This is a genomic window from Streptomyces purpureus (assembly GCF_014648195.1).
Lineage (GTDB): Bacteria > Actinomycetota > Actinomycetes > Streptomycetales > Streptomycetaceae > Streptomyces > Streptomyces purpureus.
The window spans coordinates 25,291-46,595 of record NZ_BMQQ01000019.1 but is presented as its reverse complement, the minus strand read 5'-3'; the positions used below and the strand labels follow the sequence as shown (position 1 = coordinate 46,595).

Annotated in this window: 21 protein-coding genes; 5 read left to right on the top strand and 16 right to left on the bottom strand. The window is 72.3% G+C overall.

The features are described from left to right. Positions 1–43: 43 nt before the first annotated feature. Entirely contained in the window at positions 44–1,408 is a 1,365-nt protein-coding gene (locus tag IEZ01_RS22850) for an MFS transporter (protein WP_019884759.1), read from the top strand. A 343-nt stretch (positions 1,409–1,751) separates the two neighbouring features. Further along, complete coding sequence (locus IEZ01_RS22845) at positions 1,752–2,126, top strand: RNA polymerase-binding protein RbpA (RefSeq protein WP_026278069.1); 375 nt, start codon at positions 1,752–1,754, stop codon at positions 2,124–2,126. Positions 2,127–2,236: 110 nt separating this feature from the next. On the opposite strand, the gene fxsA is transcribed toward IEZ01_RS22845, so the two are convergent. The 4 genes from fxsA to IEZ01_RS22825 form a co-directional block, all read right to left on the bottom strand. Next, a complete protein-coding gene (gene fxsA, locus IEZ01_RS22840) occupies positions 2,237–2,827 on the bottom strand; it encodes an FxsA family membrane protein (RefSeq protein ID WP_189203473.1) in 591 nt (196 codons plus the stop codon). Positions 2,828–2,886: 59 nt separating this feature from the next. Beyond that, entirely contained in the window at positions 2,887–3,663 is a 777-nt protein-coding gene (locus IEZ01_RS22835) for a polyprenol monophosphomannose synthase (RefSeq protein WP_028797305.1), read from the bottom strand. 411 nt (positions 3,664–4,074) lie between these two features. After that, positions 4,075–5,703: an amidohydrolase gene (locus tag IEZ01_RS22830; protein ID WP_189203471.1), complete on the bottom strand. Its 1,629-nt coding sequence runs from the start codon at positions 5,701–5,703 to the stop codon at positions 4,075–4,077. A 10-nt stretch (positions 5,704–5,713) separates the two neighbouring features. Next, on the bottom strand, positions 5,714–6,154 hold the full coding sequence (locus IEZ01_RS22825; RefSeq protein ID WP_019884764.1) for an Lrp/AsnC family transcriptional regulator: 441 nt from the start codon (positions 6,152–6,154) through the stop codon (positions 5,714–5,716). Between the two features lie 201 nt (positions 6,155–6,355). Between IEZ01_RS22825 and IEZ01_RS22820 the strand changes: the two genes are divergently transcribed. Then, complete coding sequence (locus IEZ01_RS22820) at positions 6,356–6,769, top strand: hypothetical protein (RefSeq protein WP_189203469.1); 414 nt, start codon at positions 6,356–6,358, stop codon at positions 6,767–6,769. A gap of 3 nt (positions 6,770–6,772) precedes the next feature. On the opposite strand, the gene IEZ01_RS22815 is transcribed toward IEZ01_RS22820, so the two are convergent. The 6 genes from IEZ01_RS22815 to IEZ01_RS22790 all read right to left on the bottom strand — a co-directional run bounded on the left by IEZ01_RS22815 (position 6,773) and on the right by IEZ01_RS22790 (position 13,326). After that, the gene (locus tag IEZ01_RS22815; RefSeq protein WP_019884766.1) at positions 6,773–7,843 is read right to left on the bottom strand and encodes a phosphotransferase family protein; all 1,071 of its coding nucleotides are present in this window, start codon (positions 7,841–7,843) and stop codon (positions 6,773–6,775) included. 20 nt (positions 7,844–7,863) lie between these two features. Further along, positions 7,864–8,982, bottom strand: coding sequence for an Rv3169 family protein (locus tag IEZ01_RS22810; protein ID WP_028797307.1), 1,119 nt, complete (start codon positions 8,980–8,982; stop codon positions 7,864–7,866). A gap of 424 nt (positions 8,983–9,406) precedes the next feature. Next, the gene (locus IEZ01_RS22805; protein ID WP_019884768.1) at positions 9,407–10,579 is read right to left on the bottom strand and encodes an acyl-CoA dehydrogenase family protein; all 1,173 of its coding nucleotides are present in this window, start codon (positions 10,577–10,579) and stop codon (positions 9,407–9,409) included. Positions 10,580–11,036: 457 nt separating this feature from the next. Beyond that, entirely contained in the window at positions 11,037–11,426 is a 390-nt protein-coding gene (locus tag IEZ01_RS22800; protein WP_229833164.1) for a hypothetical protein, read from the bottom strand. A gap of 4 nt (positions 11,427–11,430) precedes the next feature. After that, positions 11,431–11,853: a hypothetical protein gene (locus IEZ01_RS22795; RefSeq protein ID WP_158685652.1), complete on the bottom strand. Its 423-nt coding sequence runs from the start codon at positions 11,851–11,853 to the stop codon at positions 11,431–11,433. Positions 11,854–11,961: 108 nt separating this feature from the next. Next, a complete protein-coding gene (locus IEZ01_RS22790; RefSeq protein ID WP_189203467.1) occupies positions 11,962–13,326 on the bottom strand; it encodes a C39 family peptidase in 1,365 nt (454 codons plus the stop codon). Between the two features lie 184 nt (positions 13,327–13,510). Between IEZ01_RS22790 and IEZ01_RS22785 the strand changes: the two genes are divergently transcribed. Next, positions 13,511–14,140, top strand: coding sequence for a uridine kinase family protein (locus tag IEZ01_RS22785; protein WP_189203465.1), 630 nt, complete (start codon positions 13,511–13,513; stop codon positions 14,138–14,140). Between the two features lie 361 nt (positions 14,141–14,501). Then, positions 14,502–16,403, top strand: a complete 1,902-nt coding sequence (locus IEZ01_RS22780; protein ID WP_189203463.1) for an AAA family ATPase — start codon at positions 14,502–14,504, stop codon at positions 16,401–16,403. A 20-nt stretch (positions 16,404–16,423) separates the two neighbouring features. Here IEZ01_RS22780 and IEZ01_RS22775 read toward each other — a convergent pair whose 3' ends face one another. The 6 genes from IEZ01_RS22775 to ribH all read right to left on the bottom strand — a co-directional run bounded on the left by IEZ01_RS22775 (position 16,424) and on the right by ribH (position 21,288). Further along, positions 16,424–17,515: a hemolysin family protein gene (locus IEZ01_RS22775; RefSeq protein WP_019884775.1), complete on the bottom strand. Its 1,092-nt coding sequence runs from the start codon at positions 17,513–17,515 to the stop codon at positions 16,424–16,426. Then, a complete protein-coding gene (locus IEZ01_RS22770) occupies positions 17,512–18,864 on the bottom strand; it encodes a hemolysin family protein (protein ID WP_189203461.1) in 1,353 nt (450 codons plus the stop codon). The genes IEZ01_RS22775 and IEZ01_RS22770 overlap by 4 nt, the downstream gene beginning before the upstream one ends. A 205-nt stretch (positions 18,865–19,069) precedes the next feature. Beyond that, a complete protein-coding gene (locus tag IEZ01_RS22765) occupies positions 19,070–19,525 on the bottom strand; it encodes a PH domain-containing protein (protein ID WP_019884778.1) in 456 nt (151 codons plus the stop codon). A 24-nt stretch (positions 19,526–19,549) separates the two neighbouring features. After that, the gene (hisG, locus tag IEZ01_RS22760) at positions 19,550–20,398 is read right to left on the bottom strand and encodes an ATP phosphoribosyltransferase (protein ID WP_019884779.1); all 849 of its coding nucleotides are present in this window, start codon (positions 20,396–20,398) and stop codon (positions 19,550–19,552) included. 48 nt (positions 20,399–20,446) lie between these two features. After that, positions 20,447–20,719, bottom strand: a complete 273-nt coding sequence (locus tag IEZ01_RS22755) for a phosphoribosyl-ATP diphosphatase (RefSeq protein WP_019884780.1) — start codon at positions 20,717–20,719, stop codon at positions 20,447–20,449. 83 nt (positions 20,720–20,802) lie between these two features. After that, complete coding sequence (ribH, locus tag IEZ01_RS22750; protein WP_189203459.1) at positions 20,803–21,288, bottom strand: 6,7-dimethyl-8-ribityllumazine synthase; 486 nt, start codon at positions 21,286–21,288, stop codon at positions 20,803–20,805. Between the last annotated feature and the right edge of the window lie 17 nt (positions 21,289–21,305).

Genomic DNA, 21,305 nt, shown 5'->3' with positions numbered 1-21,305 from the left:
GGTCGGGGGCGTTCACCACGGGGACGAACGAGGGGGCGCGGGCGTGAGCGGCGAAACCGTCGGCACTGAGGAGAGCTCCGGCCGGGAGGCCGGTCCGGACGCACGCAGACGCGAGCAACGCGGCTGGTATTTCTACGACTTCGCGTGCTCCGTCTATTCGACGAGCGTGCTGACGGTGTTCCTCGGCCCCTATCTGACGTCGGTGGCCAAGGCCGCGGCTGACGCGGACGGCTTTGTGCATCCGCTGGGGATTCCGGTGCGGGCCGGTTCGGTCTTCCCGTACGCGGTGTCGGTGTCGGTGGTGCTCGCGGTGCTGGTGATGCCGCTGGCGGGCGCGGCCGCGGACCGTACGGGCCGGAAGAAGCCGCTGCTGGCGGCCGCGGCCTATCTCGGGGCGGCGGCCACGGCGGGGATGTTCTTCCTGTCAGGGGACCGCTATCTGCTGGGCGCCGGGCTGCTGATCGTGGCGAACGCCTCGCTCGCGGTGTCGATGGTGCTCTACAACGCCTATCTGCCGCAGATCGCCGATCCGGAGGAGCGGGACGGGGTCTCCTCCCGGGGCTGGGCGTTCGGCTACACGTCCGGGGCGCTGGTCCTCGTACTGAATCTGGTGCTGTACAGCGGCCATGAGTCCTTCGGGCTCTCCGAGTCCACGGCGGTGCGGATCTGCCTGGCGTCGGCCGGGCTGTGGTGGGGCGCGTGGACGCTGGTGCCGCTGCGGCGGCTGCGGGACCGGAGGGTGGCGCCGAGTGGTGAGGGCGCGGTCGGCGCGGGCTGGCGCCAACTGATCGCGACCCTCAAGGACATGCGCCGTCATCCGCTGACGCTCTCCTTCCTGCTCGCCTATCTCGTCTACAACGACGGCGTGCAGACGGTGATCTCGCAGGCGTCGGTCTACGGGTCGGAGGAGCTGGGCCTGGACCAGACGACCTTGATCACGGCGGTGCTGCTGGTGCAGGTGCTGGCGGTGGCCGGGGCGCTGGGGATGGGGCGGCTCGCGCGGACGTACGGAGCGAAGCGGACGATCCTCGGGTCCCTGGCCGTCTGGACGCTGATCCTTGCCGCCGGCTACTTCCTGCCCGCGCGGGCGCCGGGGTTCTTCTACTGCATGGCCGGGGCGATCGGTCTGGTGCTCGGCGGCAGCCAGGCGCTGTCGCGTTCGCTGTTCTCGCATCTGGTGCCGCGCGGCAAGGAGGCGGAGTACTTCTCCGCGTACGAGATGAGCGACCGGGGCCTGAGCTGGCTCGGTCCGCTCGTGTTCGGGCTGGCGTTCCAGGTGACCGGCAGCTACCGGGATGCCATCATCTCCCTGGTGATCTTCTTCGCGCTCGGTTCCGTGCTGCTCGCGAGGGTGCCGGTGCGGCAGGCGGTGGCCGCGGCGGGCAATCCTGTCCCGGACCGGATTTAGCCGCCCGGGCCGGTTGCGGCGGCGGATGTGGCGTGAACCACGGCATGGGTTCCGGCCCGGATTCGCCGCGAATTTAGACGCGGAAGTGAAAGGCCGGTAGTGTACGCCTTTGGCCTGCCAGGCGGACCGTTACTGCGTGTTGACTTCGTGAAGACGCTGGGTGACATCTGCTGCCAGATGTGACAAACCGGGCACTGGTGGGTACCCAAGCTTGGGAAAAAGCAGCGGCACGACGGGCGACGCATTACCCGGAACGGGAATCTTTACCGCCGACCGGACGTTGACCGGATGACGACGACAGCGACACCTGTCCTGTGGGCGACAAGCCCGGGAGGCACGATTCATGAGTGAGCGAGCTCTTCGCGGCACGCGCCTCGTGGTGACCAGCTACGAGACCGACCGCGGCATCGATCTGGCCCCGCGCCAGGCGGTGGAGTACGCATGCGAGAAGGGCCATCGTTTCGAGATGCCCTTCTCGGTCGAGGCGGAGATTCCGCCGGAGTGGGAGTGCAAGGTCTGCGGAAGCCAGGCACTTCTGGTGGACGGGGACGGCCCCGAGGAGAAGAAGGGCAAGCCTGCGCGTACGCACTGGGACATGCTCATGGAGCGGCGCACCCGCGAGGAGCTCGAGGAGGTGCTGGCCGAGAGGCTGGCCGTCCTGCGCTCCGGCGCCATGAACATCGCCGTGCATCCGCGCGACAGCCGGAAGTCCGCGTAAGCGCGCCACTTCAGGTCGAACAACAGCCGCGGGGCGCGGTACACCGAGTGTGTACCGCGCCCCGCGGCTGTTCGCATGTGCGCGCCCGGGCGACCCCGGACACGGAGCCGTCAGGGGGTGAGCGGCGGGCGGGGGCCCTCGGAGCCGTAAGGGCCGCCGTTCTGCGGCTGCGCCGACGGGCCGTCATCGCGGATGACCTCACCCTGCACGATCTTGCCGTCCGGGCGGTGAATGCGGGCCTGCTGGAAGGCGTCGCCGAAGCTGCCGGCCGTGGCCGAGCGCATCTTGCGGTCCAGCGCCTTGTCCGCGTACCGGCCCAGCGCGCCGCGCACCGGCGGTACGAGCAGCAGCAGTCCGGCGACGTCGGAGACGAAGCCGGGCAGCATGAGCAGCAGGCCGCCGAGCATCAGCAGGCCGTTGCGCGTGGACTTGGGGTCCTGGGTGGGCGCCTGGCCCGACTGCTGCTGCTGAAGCGTTTCGGTGAGGGACTGGAAGGCCCGCCGGCCCGCGCGCTTGACCACCACCGCGCCGAGCACCCCGGCTCCGACGAGCAGGGCGAGGACGGTGAGGCCGCCGGCGGCTCCGCCGACCTGGATCAGCAGCCAGATCTCCAGGACCAGATAGGCGGCGATACCGAGCGGAGCGAGCGTACGGGCGCGTGAGCGCTTGCGGGCGAGGGGAGGCGGGGCGCCGGTCGTCATGGACCCAGTGTGCCTGGCGCCTCGCCGGTACGGCATAAAGACCGGCGGCGGTGCGAAGGTCAGCGGCGCTTCGCGGGCCGCCGGCCGAGGACCTTGTTCGCGCGGGAGCCGACACCCCAGGCGGTGACCCGCCACAGCGCCTCGACGAGGATGTCCCGGCTCATCTTGGAGTCGCCGCGCTCGCGCTCGACGAAGGTGATGGGGACCTCGACGACGTGGAAGCCGGCGGCGACGGCGCGGCGCGCCAGGTCGACCTGGAAGCAGTAGCCGGCGGAGGCCACCTCGTCGAGCCCGAGGCCCTCCAGGGTCTCCTTGCGGAAGGCCCGGTAGCCGCCGGTGACATCGCGGATCGGGACGTCGAGCAGGACGCGGGAGTAGAGGCTGCCACCGCGGGAGATGAACTCGCGGGACTTGGGCCAGTTCACAATCCGGCCGCCGGGTACCCAGCGGGAGCCGAGGACCAGATCGGCGCCCTTGAGGGCGGTGAGCAGCCGGGGCAGCTCCTCGGGCTGGTGGGAACCGTCGGCGTCCATCTCGACGAGCACGCCGTAGCCGTTGTCCATGCCCCAGCGGAAGCCGGCGAGATAGGCGGCGCCGAGCCCTTCCTTGCCCTTGCGGTGCAGGACGTGGACGTGGTCGTCCTCGGCGGAGAGCTCGTCGGCGATCTTGCCGGTGCCGTCGGGGCTGTTGTCGTCGGCGACGAGGATGTGCGCGTCGGGCACGGATTCCCGCACCCGGGCGACGATCGGCTGGATGTTCTCGGCCTCGTTGTAGGTGGGGATGATCACCAAGGTTCTGCCGAGTGGGCCGTATCGCCTCTGGCCACCGTCGTTCACTACTGCCCCTTTGACGTCCGTACGCAGATCCCCACCATAGCGAGCCTCACGCGTCACACGGACTTCCGGTGCGGCGCCGGTCTGCGGATGGGGGCCCGGGTGTCCTTCGGGCCGGCCTTGGGACCCGCTGGCTGCGGGTCGACCGAGAGCCGTTGTCTACTGAACGTCCGGGCCCCACCCGGGTCGCACCTCGCCGGCTCCTGCGAGCACGGGGAACCCCCGCCCGGGAGAAACCTTCAGCCGGCCGGACGTCCTGGGGTGGACCCGGCCGAACCTACCGGCCGTCGGCGGTTTGCTGTCAATACCGCCCTGACCTGCGGCGACGGCCCATGGACGGGGGCCGGTGAGGAAGATCCGCAGGTCGAGGACGAGCCGGGGAACCGGCGGCCGGGGGTACGGAATGCCCCTACGTCACTCGTTGGGCCGTACGAAAACCGTTTGTCCGAAGACCACGGTGCGCAGACACACCGGCAGGTCATGGCCGGGGGTCAGGTCGGGCAGGCCGGGCGTTCCGGACCTCGGGTCGGTGGACCAGCGGGCGACCCGGTCGTCGGGTGCCTGGACCACCAGCTCGCCGGTGCGCCAGACCGCGTAGTCGGCCGGGGCACCGGGGACCAGCACGCCCGCGTCGTCCCGGCCGGTGGCCCGCCAGCCGCCCCGGGTGTGGGCGGTGAAGGCGGCGCGGACCGAGATGCGGTGCTCGGGCGTCCGGTGGAAGGCGGCCGCGCGGACGGTGCCCCAGGGGTCGAGCGGGGTGACCGGGCTGTCGGAGCCGAAGGCGAGCGGTACGCCGGCGCGCAGCAGGGCGGCGTACGGGTTGAGGGTACGGGCCCGCTCGGCGCCCAGCCGCTCGGCGTACATGCCGTCCTCACCGCCCCAGGCGACGTCGAAGGCGGGCTGGACGGAGGCGGTCAGGCCCAGCTCGGCGAAGGCGGCGATGGTCTCGGGGATGAGCATCTCGGCGTGCTCGACGCGGTGGCGGGCGGCGCGGATCCGGGCGAGGCCGAGCTTCTCGGCGGCCGCGCGGACGCCGTCGACGACGGTGCTGATCGCCGCGTCGCCGATGGCGTGGAAGCCGGCCTGGAGCCCGGCCTCGGTGCAGGCCACGACATGGGCGGCGACGGTGGCCGCGTCGAGGTGGGCGAGGCCGGTGTGCGGGTTGTCGGCGTACGGGTCGTGCAGGCAGGCGGTGTGGGATCCGAGGGAGCCGTCGGCGAAGAGGTCTCCGGCGGCGCCGTGGGCGCCGAGCGCGCGGGCCCGTTCGACGTCGAGGTCGGCCCAGTAGCCGACGACGCGCGGGCCGGGCTCGTCGAGGGCGAGCAGGGAGGTGAAGTCGGACTCGGAGGAGATCTCCGGGCCGGCGCACTCGTGGACGGTGCCGATGCCGAGGGAGGCGGCGTGGCGCAGGGCGGCGCGCTGCGCCTCGGTGCGCTGGAGCGGGGAGAGCGCGGCGTACGCGGCGGCGCGGACGGCGTGGTGGGCGTCGCCGGTGAGCGGCTCGCCGTCGTGGAAGCCGGTCATGGCGCGGATGCCGGGCACGAGGGCGAGCAGGGCGGTGGTGGCGACGGCCGAGTGGACGTCGACGCGGGTGAGGTAGAGCGGGCGGCCGCCGGTGAGCTCGTCGAGTTCGGCGCGGTGCGGCGGGCGGCGCTCGGGCCAGCGGGAGGCGTCCCAGCCGTGGCCGATGAGGATGCGGTCGGCGGGGCGGGCGGCGGCGTAGGCGCGGATCCGGTCGGCGGCCTCCGTGAGGGAGGCGGCGCCGGTGAGGTCGAGTCCGGTGAGGGCGAGGCCGGTCGAGGTGGTGTGCACATGGGCGTCGACGAACGCGGGGGTGACCAGGGCGCCGTCGAGGTCGACGACCTCGTCGACGCCGGAGGCGAAGGCGTCCGCGGCCCCCTCCGAGCCCACCCAGGCGACATGGCCGCGTTCCACGACCATGGCGGTGGCGAAGGGGTCGGCGGGGCTGTGGACTTCTCCGCCGCGCAGCAGCACGGTGCGGTGCGCGTCGTCGGGCAGCGGCTCGGTCAGGCTCTCGGTCATGGTGACCAGCCTAGATTCGTGGCGGCCTCGCTTCGTACGGGGTCGACAGGACCACCGTGGTGCGGCTGGAGACATGCGCCTGGGAGCGGATGCGGCCGAGCAGGTGCTCGAGCTCCAGCGGGGTGGCCACGCGCACCTTAAGAATGTAGTTCTCGTCGCCGGCGACGCTGTGGCAGGCCTCGATCTCGGGGATGTCGGCCAGCCGGTCGGGTGTGTCGTCGGGGGCGCTGGGGTCGAACGGTTTCACCGAGATGAAGGCGGTCAGCGGCAGGCCGACGGCCTCGGGGTCGACGACGGCGGCGTAGCCGCGGATCACTCCGCGCTGCTCCAGCCTGCGTACCCGCTGATGAACCGCCGAGGTGGACAGGCCGGTGGCCTTGCCCAGGTCGGTGTAGCTCATCCGCCCGTCCTTGACGAGCAATTCCACGATCTGACGATCCAGCTCCTCCATGCGGTCAACCTATTGCCCCGGGTGGTCCACGGCACAGTCGGGGGCAACCCGAAGGGGCAGATGCGACAGGCATGTGACGAAGACCACAGGCATAGTCTCGCCGTCGGCCGTGACCTTACGGTTATCCAGTGGCCGCGGAGGGAAAAGCTTGCTGTGGTCGAGGCCAGCAGCCTGAGCGGCCCACCCGAGGGGGAGATTCCCATGCAGAGCGTGAAGCGGACCGGACGCACCGAACCGGAACCTGATACAGGCGTCGTCTCCGGCGGACTCGACGAGTCCGAGGAGTACGACACGTACGACACCTTCGAGATGGTCCGGGTGATCTGCCCGGACTGCGCGCAGCCGATCGCGCTTCTCGCGGACGAGGACCGGCTGCCCGAGCACGCTCTGTGCCCCACGCCGTGGAACCCGTTCGTGCTGTCGGTCTGCGCCGGCACGGGCCGTGACGCGGCCGACGCGCACGCCGCCGACGAGACGCTCGACGTCCAGGAGCAGGACACCGCGCTGCTGTTGACGCTCCCGCAGGGGCTCGACTGGCGGACACAGCCCTTCTCGCACGTCGGCGGTCCGGGCTCGCGTCCGATGAAGGTGCCGCAGATGCGGCGCGCGGCCTGACGGCTACCAGTACGTTCCCTGCACCATGGCGGCGAGCTCGGCGTGGTGCAGGATCATCAAGTCCGGGTTCTCCGGCACCCGCACCTCACCGAAGTGGACCTGGCGGTAGGCCACCCGCAGCATGACCACGGCATGCCGCAGGGCCGCGTAGAGGGTGTAGAAGTCCATGTCGCGCGGTGTGTGGCCGGTGAGTCCGGCGTAGCGCCGCTCGACGGCGTCCCGGCGCAGGAAGTCGGGCAGGCCCCGCTGTCCGGAGCCGGCGGTCAGGTCCTGGAAGAAGCGGTGCAGGTAGACGGTCCAGCCGAGGTCGACCTCGCGCGGGGCGGGCGCCGCCATCTCCCAGTCGAGGACGGCCGCGGGAGTGAAACCGTCGTAGATGACGTTGCCGATGCGGGCGTCGCCCCAGTTGAGGACCGGGGGGCCCTCGTCGGCGGGCCAGTGTTCCTCCAGCCGGTCGAAGCCGGACTCGATCAGCGGTGAGCGGGGCAGCCCGTCCACCACCCAGGCGTAGTGCTCCCGCGCGGCCGTCACATGGCGCCGCAGCGCGCTGCCCTCGACGGCGGGCGCGGGGTACTGGTCGTGCAGCCGGGCGAGGAGCGAGACGGTCGCCGCTTCCAGGGTCGCGCGCTCGGCGTCGGTGGCGGCGTGCAGCCAGTTGCCCTCGTAGGTGTAGGGCATGACGTCGGGCGGCACGCGGCCCTCGACGCGCTCCATCACGAAAAAGGGGGCGCCGAGCGGGCCGGGATCCTCCTCCAGCCAGAGCACGCGCGGGACGGGCAGGTCCGTGTGGCGGGCGACGTCGCGCATCGTCTCGTACTGGCCGCGCAGGTCGTAGACGGGGAAGATCGTGTACGCGGCGGGATCGGCGGCGAGACGCAACGCGCAGGCCCGTACGGGCGGTTCGGGATGGTCGAGGTCGAAGAGCAGGGTCTCGCTGGACATGCCGTTGGACTGCGGCACGCGGAGTCCTGAGATCTTCGCGCCGGGGAGGCGGGCGTCCAGCCAGGCGGTGAGCCGGCGGGCCAGTTCCTCGGGGTCGCGGGTGGTGGTACGGGGCCGGGGTGCCGTGGCCATGACGTCCTCCCTGCCGGCCGCTAGGGGGCGACCGAGTCGTAGCCGGTGAAGCCGCTCGGGTCGTGGCGGCCGAAGGAGCCGTGCTCGAAGATGCCGTGGCCGACGCGGCCGTCCATCGTGAAGCGGGCGGCGTGGTCGGTGACGCCGAAGGCGGCCATGGGGTGGGCGGTGGGGTCGGCGAGGTCGTAGACGCGCCGGTCGGTCCAGCCGCGGCCCTGCCAGGTGCCGTGCTGCCAGTCGGTGGCGGGCGGGTAGCCGGCGCCGACGGCGAGCGGGGAGGAGGCGAGGATGTCGACGCCGACCTCCAGCGGCTTGCCCGTGGGGTCGGTGAGGTGGATGACGGCGCGCTCGGGGTGGCGGGTGCCGGAGCGGTAGGTGATCTCGGTGCGGGGCCAGCCGAGTTGGGTGTCGCGCCGTCCGTCGCGGACGAGCACGGCCTCGCCGAGGCCGCGGTAGCCGTCGGCGTCCTCCTGGACGATCACCATCACGAAGCGGTCCTCGAAGCGCATGGGGACCCAGAGCCAGTGGAAGCCCTCGGGGCGGAACTCCTCGGCGCGGCCGGGTTCTTCGCCGGGGATGGGGCGCACGCCCCAGCTGCGGTCGCGGGTTCCGGTCCACTCCCCCGCGGTCACGGGGATCTCCTCGCCGGCCACGCGGATCGTGCCGGTGCAGTGGCCGGCCTGGACGAACCGGCGCCCCTCCAGGGTGAGGCGATCGCCGCGGCGCTGGGTGTGGTGGGGTTCCCACAGGGCGGGGAAGTCCGCGGTCCAGGTGAGGTCGTAGGAGAGCGAGTCCGGATCGTCCGGGTCGGCGTCGCAGTGCAGGCCGATGCGGCGCAGCGGCTGGTCGACGGTGATGCGCAGCGGGCCGACGGTGAGGTTCAGCCGGTCCTCACCCAGCGCGTCGGAGGCCCGGACGGCGTGCAGGCGCTCGCCGATGCGCACGGTGGCGTAGGCGTCGATCACGCCGGTGTTGGGGTAGACGCCGAGGCCGACGATGAGCAGGGCGCGGCCGCCGTGGTCGAAGACATGGAAGATGCACCGGTCGTAGGCGTTCCGGTCGCCGCTGACGTGGTGCTTCATGGAGAGCGGAGCCTGGTGCACAGGGTACTCGTCGAGCGCGATCGGTCGGTCGTCCAGCACGCCTGACCTCCTGGGCGGGAAGGGGAGTTGACGGTACGTCAGACTTCCTGCGGGAGGCCATAGCCGTGCGGGCGGCGCTTCGGCGGCCGTTCCGGCGGGCGGAGGCGGACCGGGACCCTGACCGGGCATACGAATCCCGGGTAAGGAGCGAACTGCCGGTCGAATCCGCCCGGCGGTGACCCGCACCCGGCGGGGCGCGTTGGGACGGGCATGACTTCGCTGTACTCCCCCGGGAGCTACGGGCGGCGCCGATCGGCCGCTCCGAGCGCCGAAGAATCGGTTCCTCTCGCCTCCGAGCCGCCGATCTACAAGGCGGTGCTGCGCCAGTGGGCGAGCCATGGCAGAACCCTGCCGGGCCGCCGTGACCAGGAGTGGACCAGGCTCACGGCGGCCCCCGTCTGGGCTGACCGGACGGCTCGGGTCAGCGGGACTCTGGTCCCGCGAGGTGACGGGCGATGACCATCCGCTGGATCTGGTTGGTGCCCTCCACGATCTGCAGCACCTTCGCCTCCCGCATGTAACGCTCAGCCGGGAAGTCCTGGGTGTAGCCGTAGCCGCCGAGCACCTGCACCGCGTCGGTCGTCACCGCCATGGCCGCGTCCGTGCAGAACAGCTTGGCCATCGCCGCCTGCTTGGAGAACGGCTGCCCCGCGTCCCGCAGCCGCGCCGCCGCCAGATACAGCGCACGGCCGGCCTCGATCTTGGTCGCCATGTCCGCGAGCATGAAGCGCAGGCCCTGGAAGTCCGCGATCGGGTGGCCGAACTGCCGTCGGCCCGAGGCGTACGAGACGGCCTCGTCGAGGGCCGCCTGCGCGACGCCGACGGCGCACGCGGCGATCCCCAGCCGGCCCGAGTCCAGCGCCGACAGGGCGATCGCGAAGCCCTGCCCCTCCTCGCCGATCCGCCGCGCGTCCGGGACCCTGACCCCGTCGAAGTGCAGCTGGGCGGTGGGCGAGCCCTTCATGCCCATCTTCTTCTCGGGCGCGGCCGCGCTCAGCCCCTCGGCGTCGCCCGGGACCAGGAAGGCGGTGATGCCCTTGGGGCCCTCGACGCCGGTGCGGGCGAGGACGGTGTAGAAGTCCGCGACACCGCCGTGGGTGATCCAGGCCTTGGTGCCGTTGATGATCCAGTCGTCGCCGTCCCGGACGGCCTTGGTGCGCAGCGAGGCCGCGTCGGAGCCGGAGGACGGCTCGGAGAGGCAGTAGGCGCCGAGCAGGCCGCCGCCGAGCATGGCGGGCAGATGGTCCGCCTGCTGCTGCTTGGTGCCGTAGCCGGCCAGCGCGTGGCAGGACAGCGAGTGGACGCTCACACCGAGGCCCACGGTGAGCCGGGCGGCGGCGAGCTCTTCGAGCACCTGGAGGTAGACCTCGTACGGCTGGTCCCCGCCGCCGTGCTCCGAGCCGTACGGCAGCCCGAGCAGGCCCGACTCGGAGAGCAGGGTGAAGACCTCACGGGGGAAGCGGCCGGCTTCCTCCTCCTCGGCCGCGCGGGGGGCGATCTCCCGCTGGATCATGTCGCGGACCAGAGCGATGAGATCCCTGGACTCCTCGGTGGGCAGCTGTCGTTCCACCGGCTGCGGGGCGCGGTCGGGCATTGCGGCGCTCTCCTCCCTGTCGGGCGCTACGGCGGTCGCGCGCGAAGGGTTGGGCGGCGCCGCCGGGTCTCACTTACGCGCCGATGCTGCCTCCCCGGATCACGGAAGTGGCTGACCAGCGGCTGTGGCGGGTTGAGTATGCCCGATCGGGCGGCTCCCGTCACGGGGTGGAAGTACCCGCTCCGGCGGGGCCCGAACACGGCGTGGTCTGCGGGAAGGGCGGGAAGGGTGCTCCCCGCCCCCGCCTCATGGCCCGCGCGCCGGTGCGGGCCCGGCCGGGAGGAGGTCGACGGCCGGTTTCCGGACGGTTCCGGCGGCCGCTTCCGGCTCGTCTTCCGGATCCGCATCCGGCTCCGCTTCCGCCGAGAGTTCCGGACGCCCGGGTGCCGTATCCGGAGCCCGGCACTGCCCGTCCCTCCTCACCGGCCGGTTGATCTCGGGCCCGCGGCCGGCCGGGTCAGGCCCGCATCGCCGCGTACTCTCCGAGCCACCCTCCCGCCAGCCGGTCACCGCGGGTGAAGACGGTCGCGCCGCAGCGCCCCGCCGATGGGGCGGCCGGGTCGGCGGGCGGCAGGAGCAGCGTGGTCTCCTCGCCGTCGGCGAGGTGCAGAGCGGTGGTCGCACCGTTCCACAGGCGGATCACGGCTCCGGGCGGGGCCCATACCCGGACCGCGTCGTCCTGGAGGGTGAGGCGCGTGCCGGTGGCCCGCTCCGCGAGGAGGGCGCGGTAGCGGTCCGGGGGCAGGGCGCGGTCGCCTGGCGGGGTCGTGCCGTTCCAGTCGGGCGCGTCGATGCCGCGGGCCCGGGCCGCGTCCCACATGCGAGGCACGAGCGGGGGCGTGGCCATGCGCTCACACATCCACAGCAGCCGCCCGGCCCCTCGGCCGGCTCGCGCGCACGCCCGGCCCCGGCTGCGCCGGAACCCTGACGATCGCGGTCACGGTGACCCCCGGCCCGTCCGGGCAGGCCGCGAGCGGAACGGCTTCGGTCAGCTGGTCGTACCGCTGAACCCCGAGATCCGAGAGGGTGAAGGCAGTGGGACAGACAGGGCAGACGAGCGCCGTGTACTGGTAGGTGCGCCCCTGGGACTCGTACGGTCTGCGCAGGGCGTGCAGTTCGCCACCGCACGCGGGACAGCGGCGGTCGACGGTCCCCTCATGGCTCCACCCCGGCTCCGCGAACCGCGCCGGGAACTCTCCGCCCAGCGTGACTCCCCACCGCTCCTGTGCCAGGTCGGTGACTGATCCCTTCACTCCGGCCTCGTCACTGCGCATGGCGTGACTGTGGCATCCCGTGATCACCGTCGCACGCGGTTCGCGAGGTTTCGCCCGATCAAGCGGCTCCCCGTGTCTCAAAACTGGGGCCCGTCGACTCCCACACGCTCAGACCAGGCCGAGCGACCGCAGCACGCGGCGCTGGCTCGGTGCCGGCTCAGCGGGCCAGTAGAGGTAACAGACACCGCCCGTGCCGGAGACGACCTTGCCGCTCGCGTTGTACCGATTGGTCCGCAGCCAGATGTTCTCCCACTCCCGCCGCAGGTAGACCCGGCGTACGGCGTCGTTGTTCGGCGAGGCGGGGTCGTTGGCGATCACGTCGCCGTCCGCGGTGAAGCCGATCACCGTCATCAGGTGCCCGGCCGTGCCGTAGCCCGCGCCCGTCAGCTCCTCCTTGCGGAAGGACTGGGAGGTGATCACCGGGATGCCCACGCGGATCAGGCTCTCCAGCTCGGTCAGCGACCGCAGGCGGGTGACCACGGCGCTCATCTCCGGGTACGTGGCCGCGTAGGCGGCGTTGAAGGGCCAGTTGCCGCAGCCGCCGTACTGGTAGTCGTAGGTGTACCGGGCCGCGTGGCAGACCTGCGGGTCGTCGAAGGCCGGGTTCACCCAGGCCAGCTGCTCAGCGGTGGGCCGCCGGCCCCAGTACTCGACGATCATCTGCGACGAGGTGGGGCTGCACCACGCCTCGCCGCCGTTGTCGTACTCGGGGTACTGGCCGACGTGGGTGTTCTGCGAGTAGCGCGGCACAGTGAGCTCGCGCGCGGTGCAGGGGGCCGACGCGGGGACGGTGAACCGGTCGGGGATGTCGGAGGCCATCGCGCCGACCCGCCACACCGTCGGGGTGAGCGCGGTCCCCGGGGCGCGGTAGAGCGTGACCCGCAGCTCGTACGCGACCAGGCGCAGGCCGCCGGTCGGATCGTCGACGGCGAGGGTGTCGGTCCACACGGTGCTGCGGCCGTCGCCCTGGTCGTCGACGGAGGTGCGGCGCAGGTCGCCGTCGCCGGCGGCCCAGCGGCCCATCACGTACCAGGGTGTCTCGCCGCCGTCCGGGTAGGTGCCGCGCAGCTCGACGGCGAGCCAGGTGCCGGCGGGGGTGTCCGCGTTCCAGGAGGCGATGATCTCGGTGGCGGGCACGGTGGCGGTGTGGCGCGGGGAGGTCCAGGTGGCGTACTCCCAGGACGCCGTGGTGCCGGTGTGCGGGTCGGTGTAATCGGTGCGGCCCAGCGGGGAGTCGATGGCGATCCCGGGGCGGCGCCCGGCCACCGCGCGCGTGCCGGCCGCGTGGCCGCCGCGCCAGTCGGTGTACGAGGACCAGAAGCGGTTGTCCACCAGTCCGGTGCGGGCCGGCGGCCGGGCGGGCGGCGCCGGGTCCGGTGCGCGCGTCGCGGCGACGGCCGGGTCGGCGGCGGTGGACGCGACGGCGGCGAGCGCGGCGGCCAGCACGGTCCTGCGCGGGGTGGATTCGGGCATGGGCGGTGACCCCCAGTCGGGACGGCGGCGCTGCGGAATGGATGGGGTGTGCCGGGCGTGGGCTCACTATCCCGGCTGTGACGGCGCCCGTGCCAGCGATTCGCCGTGTGCCGCCGTACCAATATGGGTCTCGACCACTGGAACCGTCCGCTCCCTGGAGAGCGGCGCCTCGTAGGGTGGCGCCATGGACCCTCTCGACCGTCCGGCCGCCCGGCTGCGCGCCCTGCCCCCCTCGTGCGGGCCGGTGCGGCTGATCGCCGTGGACGGTCACGCCGGTTCGGGCAAGTCCACCTTCGCGACCCTGCTGTCCGCCGCGCTGGGCGGCGCGCCCGTGCTCCGGCTCGACGATCTTGCCACCCATGAGGAGCTGTTCTCCTGGACCGGCCGGATGCTGGCCGAGGTGATCGAGCCGCTGTCGCGCGGCGAGCGGGCGCTTTATCACCCGTACGACTGGAATCTGCGCCGCTTCGGGCCGCCGCGCGCGCTGCCCGCGGAGCCGGTGGTCCTGGTGGAGGGGGTGGGCGCCGGGAGGCGGGCGCTGCGACCGTATCTGGCGCGGCTGCTGTGGATGGAGCGCGGCCCCGAGGAGTCCTGGGCCCGGGGCCGGCACCGGGACGGACCTGCGCAGTCCACTTTCTGGGACGGCTGGACAGTGGCGGAGACCCGCCATTTCGCGGGCGACCCTTCGCGTCCCTACGCCGATGCGCTGATACGTGAGTGTCCAGAGGGGTACGAGTGGCTGCCGGGGCCTTCTGCGACCGCGTCCGCGGACCGTCCCGTCACTCCCCGTGAGGGGTTCGTGCCTCCGTACTGACCAGTCGGCATTCACCCTCGGCCAAGCCTTCAACTCTGCTTGACCGACGGGGCGTACAGGTCTTACGTTCTCAATGTGCGGCTTTTCGGAGCCGCCGCAGACGCGAAGCCCCCGGTTGTTCCCCCGTGATCGGGGGCTTCGTTCTGCCCCTTCCTCCCCTTCCCCGGCGCCGTACCACACTTTTCGATCACCCTCGGTCACTGCCGCCGTTCACCCTCCGGGCCCTTAATCACACCCGCCCTGCGCAGGTACGATGCCCCCGGTGCGGTCAAATCCCGTCCACGAGAACGCTGTTGGGTACGGCTCCGGCGGGCGCCCGCCCGGCGGGACAGCAACGGGGGCACGGTTTGTGGGGGACCCGATGGACATCGGCACGCAGGGCGCACAGGCCCCGGCCGACCTCGCCTGGCTGCGCGGCGTCGACGCCTACACGATGGGGGCGTACCCCCAGGCCGAGGAGGAGTTCCGGGCCGCGGTGCGGCTCGATCCCGCGATGGCCGACGGCTGGCTCGGACTCCACGCGCTGCGGGTCGACACGACCACCGCGCTGCTGCGGATGTACCGCAACCGCGAGCGCTTCGGCGAACAGCGCAGCCGCCACCGCCGGACACTGAACTCCTGGTACTGGCTGGGCTGGTGGGTCCAGCCCGTCCTGGAGAGCCCGCGGGACCTGCTGCTCGCCCACGCCTCGCACTGGCTGGACGGCCGTCATGTGCCCGAGCTGGACCGGGCCCTCGCGGGCCTGCCGCCCGTGGACACCGACCCCCATGTGCGCTTCCTGCACGCCTGCCGGGCGTATCTGGTCAAGGACTGGGAACAGCTCGTCCGGCACACCGAGCCGCTGGTCGACGACCCCCTGCTGGGTATCGAGGCGGGACTCTTCGGCGGGATGGCACGTGTACGTATGGAGATGTACGGGCAGGCCGAGCCGCTGCTGTCCGCCGCGCTGATGCGCTGCCGCAGCGAACAGCCCCAGCGCAAGGAGCTGCGGTACTGGCTGGCCCGCGCCCACGAGGGCACCGGCCGCAGCGCCGCCGCCCTGCCGCTCTACCGCGCGGTGCACCGCGTCGATCCGGCCTTCATGGACACCTCCGCCCGGCTCGCCGCGATCACCGAGTACGACGGCTTCGACGGCACCGACGACCCTGCGGGCCTCGCCGCGGTCTCCCTCGGCGGGCTCGGCCAGGACACGGCCGACGCCCAGGACGGCCCGGACGTCTCGCCCGGCGAGGGCCTGCGGCTCGGGCCGGAGACCCCGCCGCAGCAGCCCGCCCAGAACCCCGGTCCGCCGGCCCCGCCGGACCGGGTACGGGAGAAGGCGGGGATCCCCGTCCAGCCCGCGCCGCCGCGCTTCCCGGCGAGCGCGACCGACCCCGTCCTGCTGGCGGCGGCCCTCGCCGAGCTGGAGCGGATGGTGGGTCTCGAACCGGTGAAGCGGCAGGTGAAGGCGCTCTCCGCGCAGCTGGAGATGGCGCGGCTGCGGGCGAGCCAGGGGCTGCCCGTCCAGCCGCCGAAACGTCACTTTGTTTTCTCCGGCCCCTCTGGCACCGGGAAGACCACGGTGGCCCGGATTCTCGGCCGGGTCTTCTACGCCCTCGGACTCCTCGGCGGCGACCATCTCGTGGAGGCCCAGCGGGCCGATCTGGTCGGCGAGTTCCTCGGCCAGACCGCGGTGAAGGCCAACGAGCTGATCGACTCGGCGCTCGGAGGCGTGCTCTTCGTCGACGAGGCGTACGCCCTGTCCAACTCCGGCTACACCAAGGGCGACGCGTACGGCGACGAGGCGCTGCAGGTGCTGCTCAAGCGCGCCGAGGACAACCGCGACCATCTGGTGGTGATCCTCGCCGGCTACCCCGAGGGCATGGACCGGCTCCTGGCCACCAACCCGGGACTGTCCTCCCGTTTCACGACCCGCGTCGACTTCCCCTCGTACCGCCCGCTCGAACTCACCGCGATCGGGGAGGTGCTCGCCGCCGAGAACGGCGACGTGTGGGACGAGGAGGCGCTCGACGAGCTGCGCTCGATCAGCGGCCATGTGGTGGACCAGGGGTGGATCGACGAGCTGGGCAACGGGCGGTTTCTGCGCACGCTCTACGAGAAGTCCTGCGCCTACCGCGATCTGCGGCTGTCCGGCTTCGCGCTGACCCCGACCCGGGACGATCTGGCCACGCTGCGGCTGCCGGATCTGATGCAGGCCTACGGCGAGGTCCTGTCGGGCCGCGGCCCGGTGGACCGGGGGCCGCAGGACCCGCCCGGTATGTGAACCGGGCGGGCCCGACGGACTCAGTGGGTGAGCACGCCCGGCTGCGGCGCCGGGCGGGGCTCCGCGACGGTGGCCGCAGGCGGCGCGACCACGCGGTGGGAGGGGTCCCGTACCTCGCCGACCAGGGTCTCCAGGACGTCCTCCAGGGCGACGAGACCGAGCACCCGCCCCGACGCGTCGGCGACCTGGGCGAGATGGGTCGCCGCGCGCCGCATCACGGCCAGCGCGTCGTCGAGCGGCAGCTCGGCCCGTACGGTCGCCATGGGCCGCCAGAGGTGCTGCGGGACGGCCCGTTCGCCGTCCTCAAGGTCCAGCACGTCCTTGACGTGCACGAACCCCATGAACCGGCCGCCGCCTTCGGCGCACACCGGGAAGCGGGAGAAGCCGGTGCGTACGGTCAGCTCCTCCACCAGCCGGGGCGTGACCGTGGGCGCCACGGTCACCAGCGCGGCGCGGGGAATGAGGACGTCGGTGACCGGGCGGCTGCCCAGCTCCAGCGCGTCCTCCAGGCGCTCCTGCTCCGCCGGGTCGAGCAGTCCGGCAAGACCGGCGTCCTCGACGAGCTTGCCGAGCTGGTCGCTGGTGAAGACGGCCTCCACCTCGTCCTTGGGCTCGACCCGGAAGAGCCTCAGGATCTGCCGGGCGCAGGCGTCCAGACCCCGGGTGACCGGCCGGCAGATCCGGGCAAAGGCCACCAGGCCGGGGCTCAGGAGCAGCGCCGTCCGCTCGGGGGCCGCCATGGCCAGGTTCTTCGGGACCATCTCGCCGATGACGAGGTGGAGGAAGACGACCACCGCGAGGGCGATGACGAAGCCCAGCGGGTGAACCAGGCCCTCGGGGACGCGGGCAGCGTGGAAGACCGGTTCCAGCAGGTGGGCAACTGTCGGCTCGGCGACCGCGCCGAGGGTGAGGGAGCAGACGGTGATGCCGAACTGCGCGGCGGCCATCATCTGCGGCAGGTTCTCCAGGCCGTGGAGGACTTGGCGGGCCCGGGCGGTGCCGAGCGGTTCGATCTGGCTACGGCGTACGGAGACGAGGGCGAACTCGGCGCCCACGAAGAATCCGTTGCCGAGGACCAGCAGGGCGGCGAAGAGCAGTTGGAGAAGGCTCATCGGACGGCCTCCGCGATGTCGGCGGTCCGGGTGGCTCCGCTGTCCGTGCGCACAAGGCGGACGCGGTCGGCGCGGTAGCGCTCGACCTGCCGGACGGACAGCCGCCAGCCCGGGAGTTCGGCGCGGTCCCCGGGGGCGGGGATCCGGCCGAGCAGATCGGCGACGAGTCCGGCGACGGTCTCGTACGGCCCGTCGGGCACGTCGAGTCCTATCCGGCGCAGGGTGTGCACGCGGCAGCTGCCGTCGGCCTCCCACGCGGGCCGGCCGTCCTCGGCGGCGACCGGGGCCAGCTCGGGGCGGGCATCGCCGTCCGTGTCGTGCTCGTCGCGTACCTCGCCGACGAGCTCCTCGACGATGTCCTCCAGGGTCACCACTCCGGCCGTCCCGCCGTACTCGTCGACGACGACGGCGATCGGCTGCTCGCGGCGGAGCCGGTCCAGGAGCGCCTGCGCGGGCAGGGTCTCGGGGACGAGCAGCGGCGGGACGGCGATCCGGCCGGCCGGGACGCGGGAGCGTTCGGGCCGGGGGACGGCGAGCGCGTCCTTGAGGTGGACCATGCCGGTGATCTCGTCGATCCGGGTCCGGTACACCGGGAAACGCGACAGACCGGTGGCCCGGGTGAGGTTGAGGACGTCGGCGGCCGTCGCGTCCCACTGGAGGGCGCTGACCTTGACCCGGGGGGTCATGACGTCCCGGGCGGTGAGCCCGCCGAGGGTGAGGGTCCGCACGAAGAGGTCGGCGGTGTCCTGTTCCAGGGCGCCCGCCAGGGCCGAGTGTCGGGCCAGGGAGACCAGCTCGCCGGGGGTACGGGCGGAGGCCAGCTCCTCGGCGGGCTCCACGCCCAGGAGGCGGACGAGCTGGTTGGCGACCGCGTTGAGCAGGGTGATGACCGGCCGGAAGACGGTCGAGAAGAGGGCTTGCGGTCCGGCGACGAACCTCGCGACCTGGAGCGGCCGGGAGACCGCCCAGTTCTTGGGGACGAGTTCGCCGATCACCATCTGCACGGCGGAGGCGAGCAGCATGCCCACCACCACCGCGATGCCGGAGACGGCGCCGTGGGGCAGACCGGCGGCGGTCAGCGGCCCGTCGAGGAGACCGGAGAGCGCGGGCTGGGCCAGCATGCCGATGACGAGCGAGGTGAGGGTGATGCCGAGCTGGGTGCCGGAGAGCTGGAACGACAGCTCGCGCAGGGCGCGTACGACACCGCGGGCGCGGCGGTCGCCGCTCGCGGCGGCCCGTTCGGCGTCCGCCTTCTCGACGGTGACGAGTCCGAACTCGGCGGCCACGAAGAAGCCGTTGGCCAGGATGAGAAGGAATGCCGCGGTGAGCAGCAGCAGGGAGACGATCATGCCGCCGCCTCCAGGGAGGGGGCGGCGCGGGTACTACCGGACGATCCGTCCATTGCCGGAGGGAGTCACTCCTCGGGTCGCAGGTGCCCCGCGGGCCGTGTGGCGTGGCCGGATGGTGCGGAGCGGCGGCGCACTCGGCGCCGCCGCCCCAAGAGTAATCACGCGGGAGCCACCCCCGGCAGGGGGCGGCGGCCGTCCGGGGGACTCAGGCGCCTTCCGCGCCGGTCCCGCGGCTGTCCGCGAGGGCCCGCAGCGCGCGGGCGTCGCGGATGGCCTGCTGCTTGGCCACACCGGGCTGGATGCCCAGTGCGGGCAGGCTCGTGCCGTCGCTCAGGTCGAGGAAGACCCAGGGGTCTCCGGGCCGGAGGTTGACCCGGAGGATTTCCGCCCAGGCCAGTCGGCGCGTCCGGGTGATGTTGACGACGGTGACCCCGGTGTCGTCGGCGACGACCTTGGGGCGGCTCAGCATCGTCAGGACGCCGAGGAAGAGCGCGGCGGTGAAGACGAAGCTGACGCGCTCCCCCGGGCCGAGCCTCTCCAGCATCAGCGCGACGGCGGTCAGGACGACGAACATCGCCGTCCCCACGGTCAGCAGGACGACCCGGGTGCGGGTCGGCCGGAACGTGACCGGCAGGGAGGGCAGCGGGACTTCGGCAGACATCGGCGGTGCGGTTCCTTCGGGCCTTCAGAGGCGGCAGGCGTGGATGGCCGTCGTCAGGATGGCGCGGGCGCCGAGCGCGTACAGATCGTCCATGATCCGCTGCGCGTCCTTGGCCGGGACCATGGCGCGGACGGCGACCCAGCCCTCGTTGTGCAGGGGGGAGATCGTAGGCGACTCGAGCCCGGGGGTGAGGGCGACAGCCTGCTCCAGGTGTTCGGCGCGGCAGTCGTAATCCATCATCACGTAGCTGCGGGCGACGAGGACGCCCTGGAGGCGGCGCAGGAACTGCTGGACCTGCGGGTCGTCGGCGACCGCGCCGGCACGGCGCACGACGACGGCCTCGGACTTGAGGATCGGCTCGCCGATGACCTCGAGGCCGGCGTTGCGCAGCGAGGTGCCGGTCTCCACCACGTCGGCGATGATCTCGGCGACGCCCAGCTGGATGGCGGTCTCGACGGCGCCGTCCAGGTGGACGACGGAGGCGTCGATGCCCTGATCGGCGAGGTGCTTGGCGACGATGCCCTCGTACGAGGTCGCGATGGTCATCCCGCCGAAGTCCGCGGGGCCCTTGGCGGTGCCCGGGCGGGTGGCATAGCGGAACGTGGAGCGGCCGAAGTTCAGCGGGAGGATCTCCTCCGCGTTGGCGCCGGAGTCCAGCAGCAGGTCACGGCCGGTGATGCCGATGTCGAGCTTGCCGGAGGCGACGTAGATCGCGATGTCCTTCGGCCGCAGGTAGAAGAACTCGACCTCGTTGTCGGGGTCGATGACGACCAGTTCCTTGGACTCCTTGCGCTGGCGGTAGCCGGCCTCATGGAGCATCTCCGACGCAGGTCCGGAGAGGGAACCCTTGTTGGGGACGGCGATGCGCAGCATGGGATGAGCTTCCTTTGCCTGGGAGTCTTCTGGGGAGTGGGTGGGTGCTCAGAGGTGGGCGTAGACGTCGTCGAGCGAGATCCCGCGGGCGACCATCATCACCTGGACGTGGTACAGCAGCTGCGAGATCTCCTCGGCGGCGGCTTCCTTGCCCTCGTACTCGGCGGCCATCCAGACCTCGGCGGCCTCTTCGACGACCTTCTTGCCGATCGCATGGACGCCCTTGTCCACCAGTTCCGCGGTGCGGGAGGTGGCCGGGTCGCCGTTCGCGGCCTTGAGCTGGAGCTCGGCGAAGAGCTCTTCGAAGGTTTTGTTCGCCATGATGGTCCTAAGAGTACGGGGTGTGAAGGGGCGGGCGCGCAGCGCCTCCAATGAGGGGTGGTGGCCGGGCGACGGGTGGGAACTCAGCGCCAGGGTTCGCTGACCGTGCGCAGCGTGGTCGCGGTGGCGACGGCGGCGGTGACCGCCTCGTGCCCCTTGTCCTCGGTGGAGCCCTCGAGGCCGGCGCGGTCCAGCGCCTGCTCCTCGTTGTCGCAGGTCAGCACGCCGAAGCCGACGGGTACGCCGGTGTCGATGGAGACCCGGGTGAGGCCGTTGGTCACGCCCTGGCACACATACTCGAAGTGCGGGGTACCGCCCCGGATGACGACGCCGAGCGCGACGATGGCATCGTAACCGCGTCCGGCGAGCACCTTCGCCACCACCGGCAGTTCGAAGCTGCCGGGGACACGCAGCAGCGTGGGCTCGTCGATGCCGAGCTCATGCAGGGCGCGCAGGGCGCCGTCGACGAGACCGTCCATGATCTTCTCGTGCCACTGTGCCGCGATCACGGCGACCCGGAGGTCGCCGCAGTTCTTCACGCTGAGGACGGGTGCGCCCTTGCCGCTCATTTCTCTCCTCGGTCCTT

Coding starts and splice junctions, on each gene's coding strand:
- IEZ01_RS22845 (WP_026278069.1), top strand. CDS start 1,752: ATGAGTGAGCGAGCTCTTCGCGGCACGCGCCTCGTGGTGACCAGCTAC.
- fxsA (WP_189203473.1), bottom strand. CDS start 2,827: ATGACGACCGGCGCCCCGCCTCCCCTCGCCCGCAAGCGCTCACGCGCC.
- IEZ01_RS22830 (WP_189203471.1), bottom strand. CDS start 5,703: ATGACCGAGAGCCTGACCGAGCCGCTGCCCGACGACGCGCACCGCACC.
- IEZ01_RS22825 (WP_019884764.1), bottom strand. CDS start 6,154: ATGGAGGAGCTGGATCGTCAGATCGTGGAATTGCTCGTCAAGGACGGG.
- IEZ01_RS22820 (WP_189203469.1), top strand. CDS start 6,356: ATGCAGAGCGTGAAGCGGACCGGACGCACCGAACCGGAACCTGATACA.
- IEZ01_RS22815 (WP_019884766.1), bottom strand. CDS start 7,843: ATGGCCACGGCACCCCGGCCCCGTACCACCACCCGCGACCCCGAGGAA.
- IEZ01_RS22805 (WP_019884768.1), bottom strand. CDS start 10,579: ATGCCCGACCGCGCCCCGCAGCCGGTGGAACGACAGCTGCCCACCGAG.
- IEZ01_RS22800 (WP_229833164.1), bottom strand. CDS start 11,426: ATGGCCACGCCCCCGCTCGTGCCTCGCATGTGGGACGCGGCCCGGGCC.
- IEZ01_RS22795 (WP_158685652.1), bottom strand. CDS start 11,853: ATGCGCAGTGACGAGGCCGGAGTGAAGGGATCAGTCACCGACCTGGCA.
- IEZ01_RS22790 (WP_189203467.1), bottom strand. CDS start 13,326: ATGCCCGAATCCACCCCGCGCAGGACCGTGCTGGCCGCCGCGCTCGCC.
- IEZ01_RS22785 (WP_189203465.1), top strand. CDS start 13,511: ATGGACCCTCTCGACCGTCCGGCCGCCCGGCTGCGCGCCCTGCCCCCC.
- IEZ01_RS22780 (WP_189203463.1), top strand. CDS start 14,502: ATGGACATCGGCACGCAGGGCGCACAGGCCCCGGCCGACCTCGCCTGG.
- IEZ01_RS22775 (WP_019884775.1), bottom strand. CDS start 17,515: ATGAGCCTTCTCCAACTGCTCTTCGCCGCCCTGCTGGTCCTCGGCAAC.
- IEZ01_RS22770 (WP_189203461.1), bottom strand. CDS start 18,864: ATGATCGTCTCCCTGCTGCTGCTCACCGCGGCATTCCTTCTCATCCTG.
- IEZ01_RS22765 (WP_019884778.1), bottom strand. CDS start 19,525: ATGTCTGCCGAAGTCCCGCTGCCCTCCCTGCCGGTCACGTTCCGGCCG.
- hisG (WP_019884779.1), bottom strand. CDS start 20,398: ATGCTGCGCATCGCCGTCCCCAACAAGGGTTCCCTCTCCGGACCTGCG.
- IEZ01_RS22755 (WP_019884780.1), bottom strand. CDS start 20,719: ATGGCGAACAAAACCTTCGAAGAGCTCTTCGCCGAGCTCCAGCTCAAG.
- ribH (WP_189203459.1), bottom strand. CDS start 21,288: ATGAGCGGCAAGGGCGCACCCGTCCTCAGCGTGAAGAACTGCGGCGAC.